This is a genomic window from Streptomyces sp. NBC_01439 (assembly GCF_036227605.1).
Classification (GTDB): domain Bacteria; phylum Actinomycetota; class Actinomycetes; order Streptomycetales; family Streptomycetaceae; genus Streptomyces.
This window is the reverse complement of sequence record NZ_CP109487.1, coordinates 3,017,829-3,033,919: the sequence shown is the minus strand read 5'-3', so window position 1 is coordinate 3,033,919 and position 16,091 is coordinate 3,017,829. Positions and strand designations below refer to the sequence as shown.

The window sequence follows — 16,091 nt, the reverse complement described above, 5'->3', positions numbered from 1 at the left end:
TTGGTGACAGGGTGTGGCGATCTCGGGACTGGGGCTACGATGACCGGCACAAGGACGGACGGCGCAAGGATGCCGTCCTCTGGGGCGGGGTCCGGCGCACAGGCCGGAACCCGGAGCCGGGGAGGCCCCATGCCGGGGCGAGGAGGACAGGGCATGGTGCAGAAGGCCAAGATCCTCCTGGTCGACGACCGGCCGGAGAATCTGCTGGCGCTGGAGGCCATCCTCTCCGCGCTCGATCAGACACTGGTCCGGGCGTCGTCGGGGGAGGAAGCGCTCAAAGCGCTGCTGACGGACGATTTCGCGGTCATCCTGCTGGATGTCCAGATGCCGGGCATGGACGGATTCGAAACGGCCGCGCACATCAAGCGGCGGGAACGGACCCGGGACATCCCGATCATCTTCCTCACCGCGATCAACCACGGTCCGCACCACACGTTCCGCGGCTACGCGGCGGGTGCGGTCGACTACATCTCCAAGCCCTTCGACCCGTGGGTGCTGCGGGCCAAGGTCTCGGTCTTCGTGGAGCTGTACACGAAGAACTGCCAACTGCGGGAGCAGGCCGCCCTGCTGCGGCTCCAGCTGGAGGGCGGCAGCTCGGGCGGCGTGGACGCGGGCAAGGAGACGGCCGGACTGCTGGCCGAGCTCTCCGCCCGGCTCGCGGCGGTCGAGGAGCAGGCCGAGGCGCTGACGAAGCAGCTCGGCGAGGATGCGGCCGACGCCGGCGTGGTGGCGACCGCGGCCCACCTGGAGCGCAAACTCACCGGACTGCGCAGGGCACTCGACGCACTGGAGCCCGGGACCGCCGGAGGGGCTTCGGTCCTGCCCGCGCAGAACTGACCGTGTGGGGTCGGGACTGGTGGTGCGTCAAAGCGCCTACGGAGCCGACGACACGAACGGGTGAAGGGGTGGGCACGCGTGTCCACCGGCGCGCGCACCGGTAACCTCGGGCCCATGTCACGTACGTCCGGTAAGGGTTCCCAGAGCGCCGCGGGCACCGAGAAGGGCCGCACCGGCCGTACGACGGCGCCGGCCAAGAAGGCCGCGCCCGCGCGCAAGCCCCCGGCGAAGAAGGCCGCCGCCAAGCGCCCTCCGGTCAAGAAGGTCGCGGCCAAGCCGGCGCCCTCCCCGACCGGAGGCGTGGTGCGGCTGGTGCGCGCCGTCTGGCTGGGCTGCGCGCACGCGGTCGGCGCCGTCTTCCGCGGGATCGGTCAGGGGGCGAGGAACCTGGACCCCGCGCACCGCAAGGACGGCGTGGCGCTGCTGCTGCTCGCCCTCGCGCTGATCGTGGCGGCCGGCACCTGGTCGAATCTGAGCGGTCCCGTCGGGGATCTGGTCACGATGCTGATCACCGGCCTCTTCGGACGGCTGGACCTGCTCGTGCCGATCCTGCTCGGCGTCATGGCGGTGCGTTTCATCCGCCATCCCGAACAGACCGATGCCAACGGCCGCATCGGCATCGGTCTGTCCGCCCTGGTCATCGGGGTTCTGGGACTGGTCCACATCGCCTGCGGGGCGCCCGGTCGGGACGAGGGCACCACCGCCATGCAGAACGCGGGCGGGCTCATCGGTTGGGGCGCCTCCAAGCCGTTGATCTTCACCATGGGCGCGCCGCTGGCCGTGCCCATGCTGGTGCTGCTCACGATCTTCGGGCTGCTCGTGGTCACGGCGACCCCGGTCAACGCGATCCCGCAGCGGCTGCGCAGGCTCGGCATCCGGCTCGGGATCATCGCCCCGAACGAGTACGACGAGGGCTACGGAGAAGACGCGGCCGCCGGCGGCGAGCGGCACGACCCGGAGCAGTGGCGGGCCCGCGGCGGAGCGGGCGCGGGCTCCGGCGACTCCGCGGACGAAGCCGAGGAGGAGGCGCTCGCCCGGCGGCGCAGGCCGCGCAGGGCCCCGGCCCGGCCCGCCATGGAGCGGGGGATGGACGCCGTCGACGTGGCCGCCGCGGCCGCCGCCGCCCTGGACGGGGTGGTCTACGGCGGAATGCCGCCCTCCCCGCTCGTCGCCGACCTCACGCAGGGGATCACCGTCGAGCGGGAGGGCTCGGAGCCCACCGCTCCGGTGCCGACCGCCCGCGCGGAGCGCCCCGTACCGGACCACACTCCCGAGCGGGCCCCCGAAGCCGACTCCGCCCCCGCCGCCGGGCGGCCGCACGCGACCACCGCCGCGGCCTCCGGGACGCTGGCGGTGCCCGACCTGACCAAGGCTCCGCCCCAGGCCCAGGCGCTGCCGCCGCGCGCCGAGCAGCTCCAGCTGCGCGGGGACATCACGTACGCGCTGCCCTCGCTCGACCTGCTGGAGAAGGGCGGGCCCGGCAAGACCCGCAGCGCCGCCAACGACGCGGTCGTCGCCTCGCTGCGCAACGTGTTCACCGAGTTCAAGGTCGACGCGGACGTCACCGGCTTCACCCGGGGGCCGACGGTGACCCGGTACGAGGTCACCTTGGGCGCCGCGGTCAAGGTCGAGCGGATCACCGCCCTCACCAAGAACATCGCCTACGCCGTGGCCTCGCCGGACGTCCGGATCATCAGCCCGATCCCGGGCAAGTCCGCGGTCGGCATCGAGATCCCGAACACCGACCGCGAGATGGTCAACCTCGGTGACGTGCTGCGCCTCGCGGACGCGGCCGAGGACGACCACCCGATGCTGGTCGCGCTCGGGAAGGACGTCGAGGGCGGCTACGTCATGGCCAACCTCGCCAAGATGCCGCACGTGCTGGTCGCCGGTGCGACCGGCTCCGGCAAGTCCTCCTGCATCAACTGCCTGATCACCTCGATCATGGTCCGGGCCACCCCGGAGGACGTCCGGATGGTCCTCGTGGATCCCAAGCGGGTCGAGCTGACGGCGTACGAGGGCATCCCGCACCTGATCACGCCCATCATCACCAACCCCAAGCGGGCCGCCGAGGCGCTCCAGTGGGTCGTGCGCGAGATGGACCTGCGCTACGACGACCTGGCGGCCTTCGGCTACCGGCACATCGACGACTTCAACCGGGCCATTCGGGACGGCAAGATCAAACTGCCGCCGGGCAGCGAGCGGGAGCTCAGCCCGTACCCGTACCTGCTGGTGATCGTCGACGAGCTCGCCGACCTGATGATGGTGGCCCCGCGCGACGTCGAGGACTCGATCGTCCGCATCACCCAGCTGGCCCGTGCGGCCGGCATCCACCTGGTGCTCGCCACCCAGCGGCCCTCGGTGGACGTGGTCACCGGCCTGATCAAGGCGAACGTGCCCTCGCGCCTCGCCTTCGCCACCTCCTCGCTCGCGGACAGCCGGGTCATCCTCGACCAGCCGGGCGCCGAGAAGCTGATCGGCAAGGGCGACGGGCTGTTCCTGCCGATGGGCGCGAACAAGCCGGTCCGCCTCCAGGGCGCCTTCGTCACCGAGGACGAGATCGCCGGGATCGTCCAGCACTGCAAGGACCAGATGGCGCCCGTCTTCCGGGACGACGTCACCGTCGGCCAGAAGCAGAAGAAGGAGATCGACGAGGACATCGGCGACGACCTGGACCTGCTGTGCCAGGCGGCGGAGCTGGTGGTCTCCACGCAGTTCGGGTCCACCTCGATGCTCCAGCGCAAGTTGCGGGTGGGCTTCGCGAAGGCCGGGCGGCTTATGGACCTCATGGAGTCGCGCGGCATCGTCGGCCCGAGCGAGGGTTCGAAGGCGCGCGACGTCCTGCTGAAGGCCGATGACCTGGACGGGGTGCTCGCCGTGATCCGCGGCGAGGCCCATCCGTAATGAAATCGCGGGCAACCGTTTCCCTTGGACCCGCGTCAAGTTGAAGAGAGGTGGCGGTAGGCGCACGAGCTCCTGCACGGCGCCGGGCCGCCGCACCCGAGCACGACCTCCCTTCGCCATTCGGATGGCGTAGGGAGTGCACCCTCCGGTTGCTCCACCCTTTCGTCACCCCCCTAGACTGGACTTCCAGCAGGTGGCTACACGCTCGAAAGGCGCCCACGTGTCCATCGGCAACTCCAACTCCCCCGAAGAAGAGCGGCCTTCGACCGACGACCGGTCCGAGGACCGCATCGTCGAACGTCCCGTCGAAGGCCCGTCCATCGGGACGGCCCTCAAGAAGGCCCGGATCGCCGCCGGGCTCACCGTCGACGAGGTCAGTTCCACCACCCGCGTGCGCATCCCGATCGTGCACGCGATCGAAGAGGACGACTTCACGCGGTGCGGCGGCGACGTCTACGCCCGCGGTCACATTCGTACGCTCGCCCGCGCCGTGGCCCTCGATCCGGCACCCCTGGTCGAGAGCTACGACGCGGCCCACGGCGGCCGGCCGGCACCCACGCCCGCCGCGCCGATGTTCGAGGCCGAGCGGATCCGCCCCGAGCGGCAGCGGCCCAACTGGACCGCGGCCATGGTCGCCGCCATCGTCGCCGTGATCGGCTTCGTGGGCTTCACCGCCTTCAGCGGTGGCGACGAGAAGGACAAGCGCCCGGTGGCGGAAGGTTCCGCCTCCCCCAAGCCCGCACCCAAGCAGACCGGCGCCAAGCCGGTCGCCCAGCCCCAGCAGACCCCGCAGGCGCCCAAGCCGGAGCCCTCGGACAGTGCGATCGCCGCCGCGCCCAAGGACCTCGTCACCGTGGTCCTGACGGCCGACACGGGCGAGAGCTGGATCTCCGCGAAGGACTCCACCGGACGGCTGCTCTTCGACGGCACCCTCACGCAGGGTGAGTCCAAGACCTTCACGGACAAGGAGTCCATCGACCTCGTGCTCGGCGACGCCGGGGCCGTGAAGCTCTTCGTGAACGGCAAGGAGATCAAGGACGACTTCCAGCCCGGTCAGGTGGAGCGTCTGAAATACACGAAGGCCGACCCCCTCCAGGACCAGCCCCAGGCGGGCTGAGGCGGGACCGCCCTAGGGCGGAAGGCTTGAATCCGGATCCCCGGGGTGCTGCGCCGCACTCCGGGGATCTTGCTGTAGGGGGACATGCGGCAGGGGTCGACGCCGGGACGAAGTAGTCTTGAGTCCATGCCCGAACGCCGTACCGTCGCCCTTGTCACTCTTGGCTGCGCCCGTAACGAGGTGGACTCGGAGGAGCTCGCAGGCCGCTTGGCGGCGGATGGCTGGGAGCTCGTCGAGGACGCCGCCGATGCGGACGTAGCCGTCGTCAACACCTGCGGCTTCGTCGAAGCCGCCAAAAAGGACTCCGTAGACGCCCTGCTGGAAGCCAACGATCTCAAGGATCACGGCAAGACCCAGGCCGTCGTCGCCGTCGGCTGTATGGCCGAGCGCTACGGCAAGGAACTCGCCGAAGCGCTCCCCGAGGCCGACGGAGTCCTCGGTTTCGACGACTACGCCGACATCTCCGACCGCCTCCAGACCATCCTCAACGGTGGCATCCACGCCTCCCACACCCCGCGCGACCGGCGCAAGCTGCTGCCGATCAGCCCGGCCGCCCGCCAGGACGCCGAGGTCTCCCTGCCGGGCCACGCCCAGTCGGCGCCCGCCGAGGAGCCGGCAGAGGCCCCCGCCGACCTGCCGGACGGGCTCGCGCCCGCCTCGGGCCCGCGCGCCCCCCTGCGCCGCCGCCTGGACAAGAGCCCGGTCGCCTCGGTCAAGCTGGCCTCCGGCTGCGACCGACGCTGCTCCTTCTGCGCCATCCCGTCCTTCCGCGGCTCCTTCATCTCCCGCCGCCCCAGCGACGTGCTGGGCGAGACCCGCTGGCTCGCCGAGCAGGGCGTCAAGGAGATCATGCTGGTCTCCGAGAACAACACCTCGTACGGCAAGGACCTCGGCGACATCCGGCTGCTGGAGACCCTGCTGCCGGAGCTGGCCGAGGTGGACGGCATCGAGCGCGTCCGCGTCAGCTACCTCCAGCCCGCCGAGATGCGGCCCGGCCTGATCGACGTACTCACCTCGACCCCCAAGGTCGTGCCGTACTTCGACCTGTCCTTCCAGCACTCGGCCCCCGACGTGCTGCGCTCCATGCGCCGCTTCGGTGACACCGACCGCTTCCTGGAGCTGCTGGACACCATCCGCTCCAAGGCCCCGACGGCCGGCGTCCGCTCCAACTTCATCGTCGGCTTCCCCGGCGAGAAGGAATCGGACTTCGCGGAGCTGGAGCGTTTCCTCACCCACGCGCGCCTCGACGCCATCGGCGTCTTCGGGTACTCCGACGAGGACGGCACCGAGGCCGTCACCTACGAGAACAAGCTGGACGAGGACACCATCGCCGAGCGGCTCGCGCACATGCAGCGGCTCGCCGAGGAGCTCACCTCGCAGCGTGCCGAGGAACGCATCGGGGAGACCCTCGAAGTGCTCGTCGAGACCGTGGAAGCGGTCGACGAGGACGGCGAGGGCGCCTACGGGCGCGCCGCGCACCAGGCGCCCGAAACGGACGGCCAGGTGGTCTTCACGGACAGCACGGGCCTGGTCCCCGGGCGTATCGTCACGGCAAAGGTGGTCGGCACCCTGGGTGTGGACCTGGTCGCCGAGCCCCTCGGCATGGATCTTGAGGAGGCGGCCGGATGACCGGAGTCCCGGCATCTGCGGCGGGCGGGACCGGCCGTCGGCCGGTACCCGGCGCGAAGCTGGGGGCCGCGGCGGTCAATCAGGCCAGCCTGTGGAACATCGCCAACATCCTGACGATGATCCGGCTCGTGCTCGTGCCGGGCTTCGTCGTGCTGCTGCTCGCCGACGGCGGCTACGACCCGGCGTGGCGGGCCTGGGCCTGGGCGGCGTTCGCCGTCGCCATGATCACGGACATCTTCGACGGGCACCTGGCCCGGACGTACAACCTGGTCACGGACTTCGGCAAGATCGCCGACCCCATCGCCGACAAGGCGATCATGGGGTCGGCGCTGATCTGTCTCTCCTGGCTCGGTGACCTCCCCTGGTGGGTGACCGGGGTGATCCTCGGACGGGAGCTCGGGATCACCCTGATGCGCTTCTGGGTCATCCGCTACGGCGTGATTCCGGCCAGCCGGGGCGGAAAGCTGAAGACCCTCGCACAGGGCACGGCCGTGGGCATGTATGTCCTCGCGCTGACCGGGGCGCTGGCGACCATGCGCTTCTGGGTGATGGCGATCGCCGTCGTGCTGACCGTCGTCACCGGTTTGGACTACATCCGACAGGCGGTCGTGCTGCGCCGCCAGGGTCTCGCCGAGGAGCGGGCCGAGGAGCGGGCCGCGCGGTGACCCACCCGGCGGGGGACTTTCCGGCGGCACAAGCCGTTTCGGGAGCGGCGGGTGTGGCCGCAGTGGCTGAGGATGCGCTACGCCTCCTTGCGGAGAGTGACCAGACCCTTGCCGTGGCGGAATCGCTGACGGGCGGGATGGTGGCCGCCGAGCTGACGGCGGTCCCCGGAGCCTCCCGGTCCTTCCGCGGCTCGGTCACCGCGTACGCGACGGAGATCAAGCACGTGGTCCTCGGGGTGGACGCGGGATTGCTCGCAGCCGAAGGTGCGGTGAACGCGCAGGTCGCGGCGGAGATGGCGGCCGGTGTGCGGCGCGTGATGGGGGCTTCGTGGGGGATCTCGACCACAGGGGTGGCCGGTCCGGAGCCGCAGGACGGGCAGCCGGTGGGCACCGTTTTCGTCGCGGTGGACGGTCCAGGGGGCAGGAAAACGGTCCGTCTGAGGTTGAAAGGCTCCCGCGCGGAAATTCGTAGGGAGAGTGCACGCACAGTGCTCAGGCTTCTCTCGGACCAACTCCGCGAGAATGCGCGGGGGCAGGATACGGAACAGAACGGGGGGATTTGATGTTTGCAGCCCTGAGTGAACACGACATCGCTCCCCGCACGGCCGCGGCGCGAGGCGGTACGGTGGGGCGTGAAGGATGCGGCTACACGGTCAGAGGAGGGAGCCACCGATGATTCTGCTCCGTCGCCTGCTGGGTGACGTGCTGCGTCGGCAGCGCCAGCGCCAGGGCCGTACTCTGCGCGAAGTCTCCTCGTCGGCCCGAGTTTCTCTCGGCTATCTTTCCGAGGTGGAGCGGGGGCAGAAGGAGGCATCCTCCGAGCTGCTCTCCGCGATCTGCGACGCGTTGGACGTACGGATGTCCGAGCTGATGCGCGAAGTCAGTGACGAACTGTCGCTGGCCGAGCTGGCACAGTCGGCCGCGGCAAGCGAACCGGTCAGCGTGCCGGTCCGCCCGATGCTCAATTCGGTCTCCATGGCTTCGGTCACGGGTGGACCGGAGCGGGTGACCATCAAGGCACCTGCGGAAGCGGTGAATGTCGTAGCCGCGTGAGCGAGCACGTGCGTGTTTGAGCGTGGCCGGAGCCCCGGCCGGTGCCTGGTGCACCGGCCGGGGCTCCCGGCCGTTCTGGGTGCGGGGGCGCGGGGGGTGCGGGAGGATGGGGCCGTCCGGGTTCCGGCCCCTGGGAGGCGTTCGTGCGGCGATTGCTGCGCACACCCGCGGTGTCGGTCCTCGCGCTGACGGCGGGGGCGCTGTGGTGGTGGGCCGTGCTGCGGCTGGTACTGGCACCCGCCGAGTCCGGGGCCGTGGAGGGTGCGGTGGCGGTGGGCGGGTGGGGGCTGGGCCTGCTGCCGGTGCACTGCGTGCCGGGCCCGGTGCGGAAGGCGCGGTGGACGGTGCGGCGGGCGGTCGATGGGGCTACCAGGGCATGGACACCCCACCGTTCGGGCGAAGGATCTGACCCGTCATGAAGGACGAGGCGTCCGAGGCCAGGTAGAGCACCGCACGGGCGATGTCCTCGGGCTCGCCGACCCGGCGCAGCGGGGACATCCGGACCATCGCCGCCTCGGTCTGCTCTTGGACCTCGGGGCTGTGGCGGCCGGTCATGGGGGTGCGGATCCAGCCCGGGGCGACGGCGTTGACCCGTATGCCGTGCGGGCCGGCCTCGGTGGCGAGTGTCTTGGTCAGCTGGACGACGGCGGCCTTGGCGGCGCTGTAGCAGAGCAGGCCGGGCTGGGCGGCGTCCACGGCCCCGGAGGCCATGGTGACGAGGGAGCCGGGGCGGCCCGCCGCGATCATGGAACGGGCGGCTTCCTGGCAGGTGAGCAGGACCCCCTTGAAATTGATGTCCAGGATCCGGTCGAGGTCCTCGTCGGTGGTCTCCAGGACACTGCTCGTGTGCATGACCCCGGCGATGGCGGCCGTGATGTCGAGCGGGCCCGCCGCAGTGACGGCCGCCCGGAGCGCGGCCCGGTCGGTGACGTCGAGCGGGTGGACGGTGGCGGTGCCGCCGGCCTTGGCGACGAGTGCGGCCGTCTCGGCGAGGCCCTGCTCGTCGCGGTCCGCGCAGTGCACGTGCGCCCCCGCCTCGGCGAGCAGGACGGCGGTGGCGCGGCCGATGCCGCTGGCGGCGCCGGTGATCAGGGCGGTGCGGCCGGTGAGGCCGTACGGGGCTGTGGGTGTGGGCATGCCGGGACCGTACGACCGAATCTGACAGACCGTCAATCTGTGTGCCCGGTCGGGTCCGGGAGTGCGGGGGCATCCCTCAGGGTGTCGGGCCCTGCTGGCAGCGGGGGCACCAGTAGGTGGGGCGGCCGTCCTGGGGGGCCTCGCGGACGGGGGTGCCGCAGCGCAGGCAGGGACGGTGCGCGCGGCCGTAGACGAAGAGGTCCTGGCCGGGGCGGCGGCTGCCGGTCGTGTTGCGCGGGCCCGGCCGCTCGCCGGTGTTCGCGGACAGCAGCCGGTGGGCGGCGGCGGCCAGCCGGGGCAGAGCCGATTCGGGGAGCGCGCCGACCGGGGTCCAAGGGGTGACCTGGGCCAGGAAGCAGAGTTCGGCCTTGTAGATGTTGCCGATGCCGGCGAGGTTGCGCTGGTCGAGCAGGGCCTCGCCGAGGGGGCGCTCGGGGACGGCGAGGAGGTGGGCGGCGGCGAGGGCCGGATCCCAGTCCGGGCCGAGCAGGTCGGGGCCGAGGTGGCCCACGGCGCGGTCCTCCTCGGCGGTGCGGATCAGCTCCAGGACGGGGAGGCGGTAACCGACGGCGATGTGGTCGACCGTGCCGAGGACGGCTCGGATCTCGTGCGCGGGGCCGCCGCGCCACTTCTCGCCGGGGGCGAAGACGCGCCAGGCGCCGTCCATCCGGAGGTGGCTGTGCAGGGTGAGGCCGCCCTCGAAGCGGGTGAGGAGGTGTTTGCCGCGGGGGGTGACGTCGAGGGTGACGCGACCGGTGAGGTCGGCGGTGGCGAAGCGGGGGACGCGCAGGTCGCTGCGGGTGAGTGCGCGGCCTGCGAGGGCGGTGTGGAGCCGGGTCGCCACGCGCCGGACGCTGTCACCTTCGGGCATGGCTTCATTGTGCGCTCCCGGCCCGTGCCGCCGGCTCGCGCGGGCCGCCGGGTGGCCCCGACGGGGGACCAGGCGCCTTGCAGGCCGGCTTCCGGCCGGCGCGGCGCCCTGCGGGGCCCGTGCGGGTCCGACTGCGACCCGGCCGTGCGGTTCGCGGGCGTGCTCCCTGCGGTGCGGTCCCGATGTGAGCCGGGTGCCGCGGCCACCTGCGGCGGGGGTGGTGCCCTGCGGGTGGCTTCCGGGGCGCCTTGTGGGTCCGGCCCTGCCGTGCGGCTCCACGCCCGCCCTTGCGGTCCGGGGGCGTGCTCCCCGCGGTGCGGAGGTGTGGTCCCGATTCGGCGCAGCCGGCTCGCGGGCCCACCTACCCCCGGTCAGGGACCGGGCCGTGGCGGTGGGGCTACTTCCAGGCGATGGCCTCGCCCTTGCTCATCGCGTTGTACGGGTTGCCCGAGTACTCGGCGCCGGCGACCTTCACCTGGGCCGACGGGGCCAGGGCTATCGCACAACTCGTCTGGGTCTGGCCGTTGGTGAAGCCCTTCGGCATGGACTCGGTCTTGCACTTGTCGAACGTGCCGATGACCGCCAGGCTCTGGGCCCCGGTGCCGTCCCCGAGCAGGCCCTTCACGTGGCCGACCGAGGCGTACGACATGTCCGTGGTGCCGATGTTCTTGACCGTGTAGCGGACGTAGTACGGGACCTTGCCGTTCGCCTTGTCGCCGAGGTCCATTCCCTCCAGGTCGGCGGGCGTGCCCTGCTCGATCGCCGTGACGGTGAGGGCGAGCCGGCTGCCCTTGAAGTCCCCGTAGTCGTACGGGACCTCCGCGGCCTCGCCGATCTTGAAGACCTGGCCGGACTTCGCGGTGCCCGGGGCCCCGGCGGGGGCCGCGCTGCTCCCGCTCGACGGGCTGGCCGAAGCGCCGGGGGCGGGTGATGTGCCGCCCGGGTGGGAGGCGGCCGGCTGCGCCGGGCGCTCTCCGTCGCCGTTATTGCAGCCGGTCAGGACCAGACTGCCGACGACTGCCAGACCGACCGCGCCCAGGGTGGTGTTGCGCATGCTGATGGTGCTCACTCTTCTCGTCCCCCATGACTGTGCATTGCCAGCGCAATGCCTGTGATCACCTTGATAAAGGATCAATAAGCGGATCGGCCGGCCGAGGGACGCCCGGCGACGGGTTTGTGACACGTTCAGGACGTGAGTGACAGGGTCGGGACCGTGTGCGCCGTCAGGAGCGCAGGCGCAACCCCCTCGGAGTGGCGTGGAAGCCGGCCGCCTCCAGGGCCGGACCCAGGGGGGAGGTCAGGGCCGCCGCCGCGTTGATCCGTTCCACCGTGAGGGCCGGGAGCGTGCCCGCGCGGGAGGCGCCCGCCAGGGCGGTCGTGGCCGCCGTGAGCCGGGGGTCCTCCGGGGCGGGCCAGGCCAGCAGGGTCTTGCCGCCGCGCTCCAGGTACAGGACGAGCTCCCCGTCCACCAGCACCACCAGGGAGCCCGCCTTGCGGCCCGGCTTGTGGGTGGCCCCGGCCGGCGGCTCGGGCCAGGGCAGGGCCGCGCCGTAGGCGTTCGCCGGGTCGGCGGCCGCCAGCACCACCGCCGCCAGAGGGGGCGGGGTCCGCTCGGCGGCCCTGAGGCGGTCCACCGCCCCGTCCATCGCGAACTGGGCCGCGCCCAGCCCCTCCACTACGTAGCCCCGGCGCGCCTGGCCGCTGTCCTCGAAGGCCGACAGGACGCGGTAGACCGCGCTGAAGCCGCCTTCCACCCCTTCCGCGGCGACCGCCCCACGGGTCACCACCCCGTGCCGGTCCAACAGCGTGCGGGCCAGGGCGTGGGCCCGGTGCGTCGGGTCGGGGGCCGTATCCGGCAGCAGGGACCAGCGTCCGGAGACCGTGGGCGGTCCGCTACGGGACACGGTCGCGCTGAGCGTGCCGTACCGGCCGCGGGGGACGGTGCGCCGGGCCCGGTGCGCCGTCGAGCCGGCCGTGCGGCCCGAACCGAGCAGCGACCGCAAGGGGGCCAGCGTGTCGTTGGTGAGCCGGCCCGACCAGGCCAGATCCCATACGGCCTCGGAGAGGGCGACGTCGGACACCTCGGGGAACTCGCCGCGGATCGACTGCGCGATCTGCCGGAAGAACAGGCCGTACCCGCCCGCCAGCGATGCCAGGACCGCCTGGTGGAGGGGGCTCTGCTCCAGCGGGTGCGGCGGGGGCAGCAGCATCGGGGCCGCTTCCGCCAGGTACAGGGAGATCCAGCCGTCCTTGCCCGGGAGGGCGCCGGCGCCCGCCCAGACCACCTCGCCCGCGGTGGTGAGTTCGTCCAGCAGGCCCGGGGAGTACCCGCTCACCCGCGACGGGAGGATCAGGCGTTCCAGCGCGGAGGCCGGCACCGGGGCGCCCTGGAGCTGTTCCACCGCACGGGCCAGCCCGTCGAGGCCGCGCAGTGCTCCGCTCAGGTGCTGCCACTGGGGGAGGAAGGTGGCGAGTGAGGTCGGCGGTACTGGTTCCAGCTCCTGGCGGAGCGCGGCGAGGGAACGGCGGCGGAGCCGGCGCAGCACCGTCGCGTCGCACCACTCCTGGCCGATGCCCGCCGGATGGAACTCGCCCTGCACCACCCGGCCGGCCGCCGCCAGCCGGTGCAGGGCGCCTTCGGTCACTGCCGCGCCCAGGCCGAAGCGGGCGGCGACGGCGGCCGTGGTGAAGGGCCCGTGGGTGCGGGCGTACCGGGCCAGGAGGTCCCCGAGTGGGTCCTTGACCGGCTCGGTGAACGCCTCCGGAACCCCGACGGGCAGCGCCGTGCCCAGCGCGTCGCGCAGCCGGCCCGCGTCCTCGATCGCCGCCCAGTGGTCCGCGCCGCCGATCCTGACCGCGATGGCGCGACGGGCCGCGGCAAGCTCGCCGGCCCAGGCCGGATCCGCCCCGCGCTCGGTCAACTGGTCCTGCGTCAGTGGGCCCAGCAGGCGCAGCAGGTCGGCCACCGACTCGGGATCCTTGGCCCGCCGGTCCTCCGTGAGCCACTGGAGCTCCCGCTCCAACTCCTCCAGCACCTGCGCGTCGAGGAGTTCGCGCAACTCCGCCTGGCCGAGCAGCTCCGCCAGCAGCCGGGAGTCCAGCGACAGCGCGGCCGCCCGGCGCTCGGCCAGCGGCGAGTCCCCCTCGTAGAGGAACTGGGCCACGTACCCGAAGAGGAGGGAACGGGCGAAGGGGGAGGGCTCCGGGGTGGTCACCTCGACCAGCCGGACCCGGCGCGCCTCGATGTCCCCCATCAGCTCGGTCAGGCCGGGCACGTCGAAGACGTCCTGGAGGCACTCCCGTACGGCTTCCAGCACGATCGGGAAGGAGCCGAACTCCGAGGCCACCTGGAGCAGCTGGGAGGCGCGCTGGCGCTGCTGCCACAACGGGGTGCGCCGGCCGGGGCTGCGGCGCGGCAGCAGCAGGGCGCGGGCCGCGCACTCGCGGAACCGTGAGGCGAACAGTGCGGAGCCGCCGACCTGGTCGGTGACGAGCTGGTTGATGTCACCGTGGTCGAAGGCGACATCGGCCGCGCCCAGCGGAGCCTTCTCGTCGTCGAACTCGAACCCGTGCACGGCCGCCGGATCGTGGTCCAGGAGGTCCATGGACAGCAGGTCCGCGTCGGGCAGACGGAGCACGATCCCGTCGTCGGCGTGCATCACCTGCGCGTCCATGCCGTACTTCTCGGCGAGGCGGGCGCCCAGTGCCAGCGCCCAGGGGGCGTGCACCTGCGCGCCGAAAGGGGAGTGGACCACGACCCGCCAGTCCCCGAGCTCGTCGCGGAACCGCTCGACCACGATGGTCCGGTCGTCGGGGACGTGACCGCAGGCCTCGCGCTGTTCGGCGAGGTACGCCAACACGTTCTCGGCGGCCCAGGCGTCCAGGCCGGCCGCCAGCAGGCGTAGGCGGGCGTCCTCCTCGCCCAGGCCGCCGAGCTCGCGGAGGAACGCGCCGACCGCACGGCCCAGTTCGAGCGGCCGCCCGAGCTGGTCGCCCTTCCAGAACGGCAGCCGGCCCGGCACCCCGGGTGCGGGGGTGACCAGGACCCGGTCCCGCGTGATGTCCTCGATCCGCCACGAGGTGGTGCCCAGGGTGAAGACGTCCCCGACCCGGGACTCGTAGACCATCTCCTCGTCGAGCTCCCCGACCCGGCCGCCGCCCTTCTTGGGGTCGGAGCCCGCGAGGAAGACACCGAAGAGACCCCGGTCGGGGATCGTGCCGCCCGAGGTGACCGCGAGGCGCTGGGCACCCGGCCGGCCCGTGACTGTCCCCGCCACCCGGTCCCAGACCACGCGCGGCCGGAGCTCGGCGAACGCGTCCGACGGATAGCGCCCGGCCAGCATGTCCAGCACCGCCGTGAACGCCGACTCCGGCAGCGCCGCGAAGGGCGCCGCCCGCCGCACCAGGGCGAGCAGGTCGTCCAGCTGCCACGTGTCCATCGCGACCATCGCGACCAGCTGCTGCGCCAGTACGTCGAGGGGGTTGGAGGGCACCCGCAGGGACTCGATCGCCCCCGTGCGCATCCGCTCGGTGACCACCGCCGCCTGCACCAGGTCTCCCCGGTACTTGGGGAAGACCACCCCGGTGGAGACCGCGCCCACCTGGTGCCCGGCCCGGCCCACCCGTTGCAACCCGGAGGCCACCGAGGGCGGCGACTCCACCTGCACCACCAGGTCCACCGCGCCCATGTCGATGCCCAGCTCCAGGCTGGAGGTGGCGACCACGGCCGGCAGCCGGCCCGCCTTCAGGTCCTCCTCCACCAGCGCCCGCTGCTCCTTGGACACCGAGCCGTGGTGCGCGCGGGCCAGCAGCGGAGGGGCGCCCAGCGCGGCGCCCGACTGGGCCATGACCTCGGCCGGCGAGGAGTGCTCGGGCAACTTCTCGCCGACGGCGCGCTCGTACGCGATCTCGTTGAGCCGGTTGCACAACCGCTCGGCGAGCCGGCGGGAGTTGGCGAACACGATCGTCGAGCGGTGCGCCTGCACCAGGTCGGCGATCCGCTCCTCCACATGCGGCCAGATCGACGGCTTGTCCCCGCCCTCCTTGCCCTCGGTCGCCGGGGAGCCGCCCAACTCGCCCATGTCCTGCACCGGGACGACCACCGACAGGTCGAACTCCTTGGCCGACGGCGGCTGGACGATCTCCACCTTGCCGCGCGGCGCCAGGTACCGGGCCACCTCGTCCACCGGCCGCACCGTCGCCGACAACCCGATCCGGCGCGCCGGGCGGGGCAGCAGCTCGTCCAGCCGCTCCAGGGAGAGGGCGAGATGGGCGCCGCGCTTGGTCCCCGCCACCGCGTGCACCTCGTCCAGGATCACCGTCTCGATCCCGGCCAGGGCCTCCCGGGTCGCCGAGGTCAGCATCAGGAACAGCGATTCGGGCGTGGTGATGAGGATGTCCGGCGGGCGGGTGGCCAGCGCCCGCCGTTCGGCGGGCGGGGTGTCGCCGGAGCGGATCCCGACCCGGATGTCCGGCTCGGGCAGGCCCAGGCGGACCGACTCCTGGCGGATCCCGGTCAGCGGGCTGCGCAGATTGCGCTCCACGTCGACGGCCAGGGCCTTCAGGGGCGAGACGTACAGCACGCGGCAGCGCTTCTTCGCATCCGCGGGCGGCGGGGTCGACGCGAGCCGGTCGAGGGCGGCGAGGAACGCCGCCAGGGTCTTGCCGGAGCCGGTGGGGGCCACCACCAGCACGTCCGAGCCCTCCCCGATCGCCCGCCAGGCGCCCTCCTGCGCGTCGGTGGGCGTGACGAAGGCCCCCGTGAACCACGAGCGGGTCGCGGGGGAGAACGAGTCGAGCGCAGCGCCTGCCATGCTCCCATCGTGCACCCGGCCACTGACAACGGGCCGGACCTGGGCAAACGCGCGACGCGGGCCGG

The 16,091-nt window shown here is 72.5% G+C and carries 11 protein-coding genes; 7 read left to right on the top strand and 4 right to left on the bottom strand.

All coding sequences use genetic code 11. The annotated features are described in order from the left end of the window. The first annotated feature begins 153 nt into the window (after positions 1 to 153). From OG207_RS12990 to OG207_RS12960, 7 genes are all read left to right on the top strand, one after another. A complete protein-coding gene (locus OG207_RS12990; protein WP_329098751.1) occupies positions 154 to 837 on the top strand; it encodes a response regulator in 684 nt (227 codons plus the stop codon). A gap of 114 nt (positions 838 to 951) precedes the next feature. Continuing rightward, positions 952 to 3,741 (top strand): FtsK/SpoIIIE family DNA translocase, encoded by a 2,790-nt coding sequence (locus OG207_RS12985; protein ID WP_329098750.1) that lies wholly within the window; start codon positions 952 to 954, stop codon positions 3,739 to 3,741. Between the two features lie 220 nt (positions 3,742 to 3,961). After that, positions 3,962 to 4,858: a helix-turn-helix domain-containing protein gene (locus OG207_RS12980; protein WP_329098749.1), complete on the top strand. Its 897-nt coding sequence runs from the start codon at positions 3,962 to 3,964 to the stop codon at positions 4,856 to 4,858. Positions 4,859 to 4,984: 126 nt separating this feature from the next. Continuing rightward, entirely contained in the window at positions 4,985 to 6,487 is a 1,503-nt protein-coding gene (gene rimO, locus OG207_RS12975; protein WP_266605584.1) for a 30S ribosomal protein S12 methylthiotransferase RimO, read from the top strand. Then, positions 6,484 to 7,152 carry a CDP-diacylglycerol--glycerol-3-phosphate 3-phosphatidyltransferase gene (gene pgsA, locus OG207_RS12970; RefSeq protein ID WP_329098744.1) on the top strand — a complete coding sequence of 223 codons (669 nt, stop codon included), beginning with the start codon at positions 6,484 to 6,486 and terminating at the stop codon, positions 7,150 to 7,152. Before rimO ends, pgsA begins: the two co-directional genes overlap by 4 nt. Positions 7,153 to 7,205: 53 nt before the next feature. Beyond that, positions 7,206 to 7,715, top strand: coding sequence for a CinA family protein (locus OG207_RS12965; protein WP_329107591.1), 510 nt, complete (start codon positions 7,206 to 7,208; stop codon positions 7,713 to 7,715). Between the two features lie 109 nt (positions 7,716 to 7,824). Beyond that, a complete protein-coding gene (locus tag OG207_RS12960; RefSeq protein WP_030012484.1) occupies positions 7,825 to 8,205 on the top strand; it encodes a helix-turn-helix domain-containing protein in 381 nt (126 codons plus the stop codon). A gap of 366 nt (positions 8,206 to 8,571) precedes the next feature. On the opposite strand, the gene OG207_RS12950 is transcribed toward OG207_RS12960, so the two are convergent. The 4 genes from OG207_RS12950 to OG207_RS12935 all read right to left on the bottom strand — a co-directional run bounded on the left by OG207_RS12950 (position 8,572) and on the right by OG207_RS12935 (position 16,026). Continuing rightward, the gene (locus OG207_RS12950) at positions 8,572 to 9,342 is read right to left on the bottom strand and encodes an SDR family NAD(P)-dependent oxidoreductase (RefSeq protein ID WP_329098741.1); all 771 of its coding nucleotides are present in this window, start codon (positions 9,340 to 9,342) and stop codon (positions 8,572 to 8,574) included. Positions 9,343 to 9,418: 76 nt separating this feature from the next. Continuing rightward, positions 9,419 to 10,213, bottom strand: coding sequence for an Fpg/Nei family DNA glycosylase (locus OG207_RS12945; protein WP_329098740.1), 795 nt, complete (start codon positions 10,211 to 10,213; stop codon positions 9,419 to 9,421). 397 nt (positions 10,214 to 10,610) lie between these two features. Next, entirely contained in the window at positions 10,611 to 11,282 is a 672-nt protein-coding gene (locus OG207_RS12940; RefSeq protein WP_329098739.1) for a hypothetical protein, read from the bottom strand. A gap of 154 nt (positions 11,283 to 11,436) precedes the next feature. Further along, complete coding sequence (locus tag OG207_RS12935) at positions 11,437 to 16,026, bottom strand: ATP-dependent helicase (RefSeq protein ID WP_329098738.1); 4,590 nt, start codon at positions 16,024 to 16,026, stop codon at positions 11,437 to 11,439. Between the last annotated feature and the right edge of the window lie 65 nt (positions 16,027 to 16,091).

Bases quoted from the DNA above. Each gene is read 5' to 3' on its own strand.
- OG207_RS12935 (WP_329098738.1), bottom strand. From the start codon at position 16,026: ATGGCAGGCGCTGCGCTCGACTCGTTCTCCCCCGCGACCCGCTCGTGG.
- OG207_RS12950 (WP_329098741.1), bottom strand. From the start codon at position 9,342: ATGCCCACACCCACAGCCCCGTACGGCCTCACCGGCCGCACCGCCCTG.
- pgsA (WP_329098744.1), top strand. From the start codon at position 6,484: ATGACCGGAGTCCCGGCATCTGCGGCGGGCGGGACCGGCCGTCGGCCG.
- OG207_RS12990 (WP_329098751.1), top strand. From the start codon at position 154: ATGGTGCAGAAGGCCAAGATCCTCCTGGTCGACGACCGGCCGGAGAAT.
- OG207_RS12945 (WP_329098740.1), bottom strand. From the start codon at position 10,213: ATGCCCGAAGGTGACAGCGTCCGGCGCGTGGCGACCCGGCTCCACACC.
- OG207_RS12985 (WP_329098750.1), top strand. From the start codon at position 952: ATGTCACGTACGTCCGGTAAGGGTTCCCAGAGCGCCGCGGGCACCGAG.
- rimO (WP_266605584.1), top strand. From the start codon at position 4,985: ATGCCCGAACGCCGTACCGTCGCCCTTGTCACTCTTGGCTGCGCCCGT.
- OG207_RS12960 (WP_030012484.1), top strand. From the start codon at position 7,825: ATGATTCTGCTCCGTCGCCTGCTGGGTGACGTGCTGCGTCGGCAGCGC.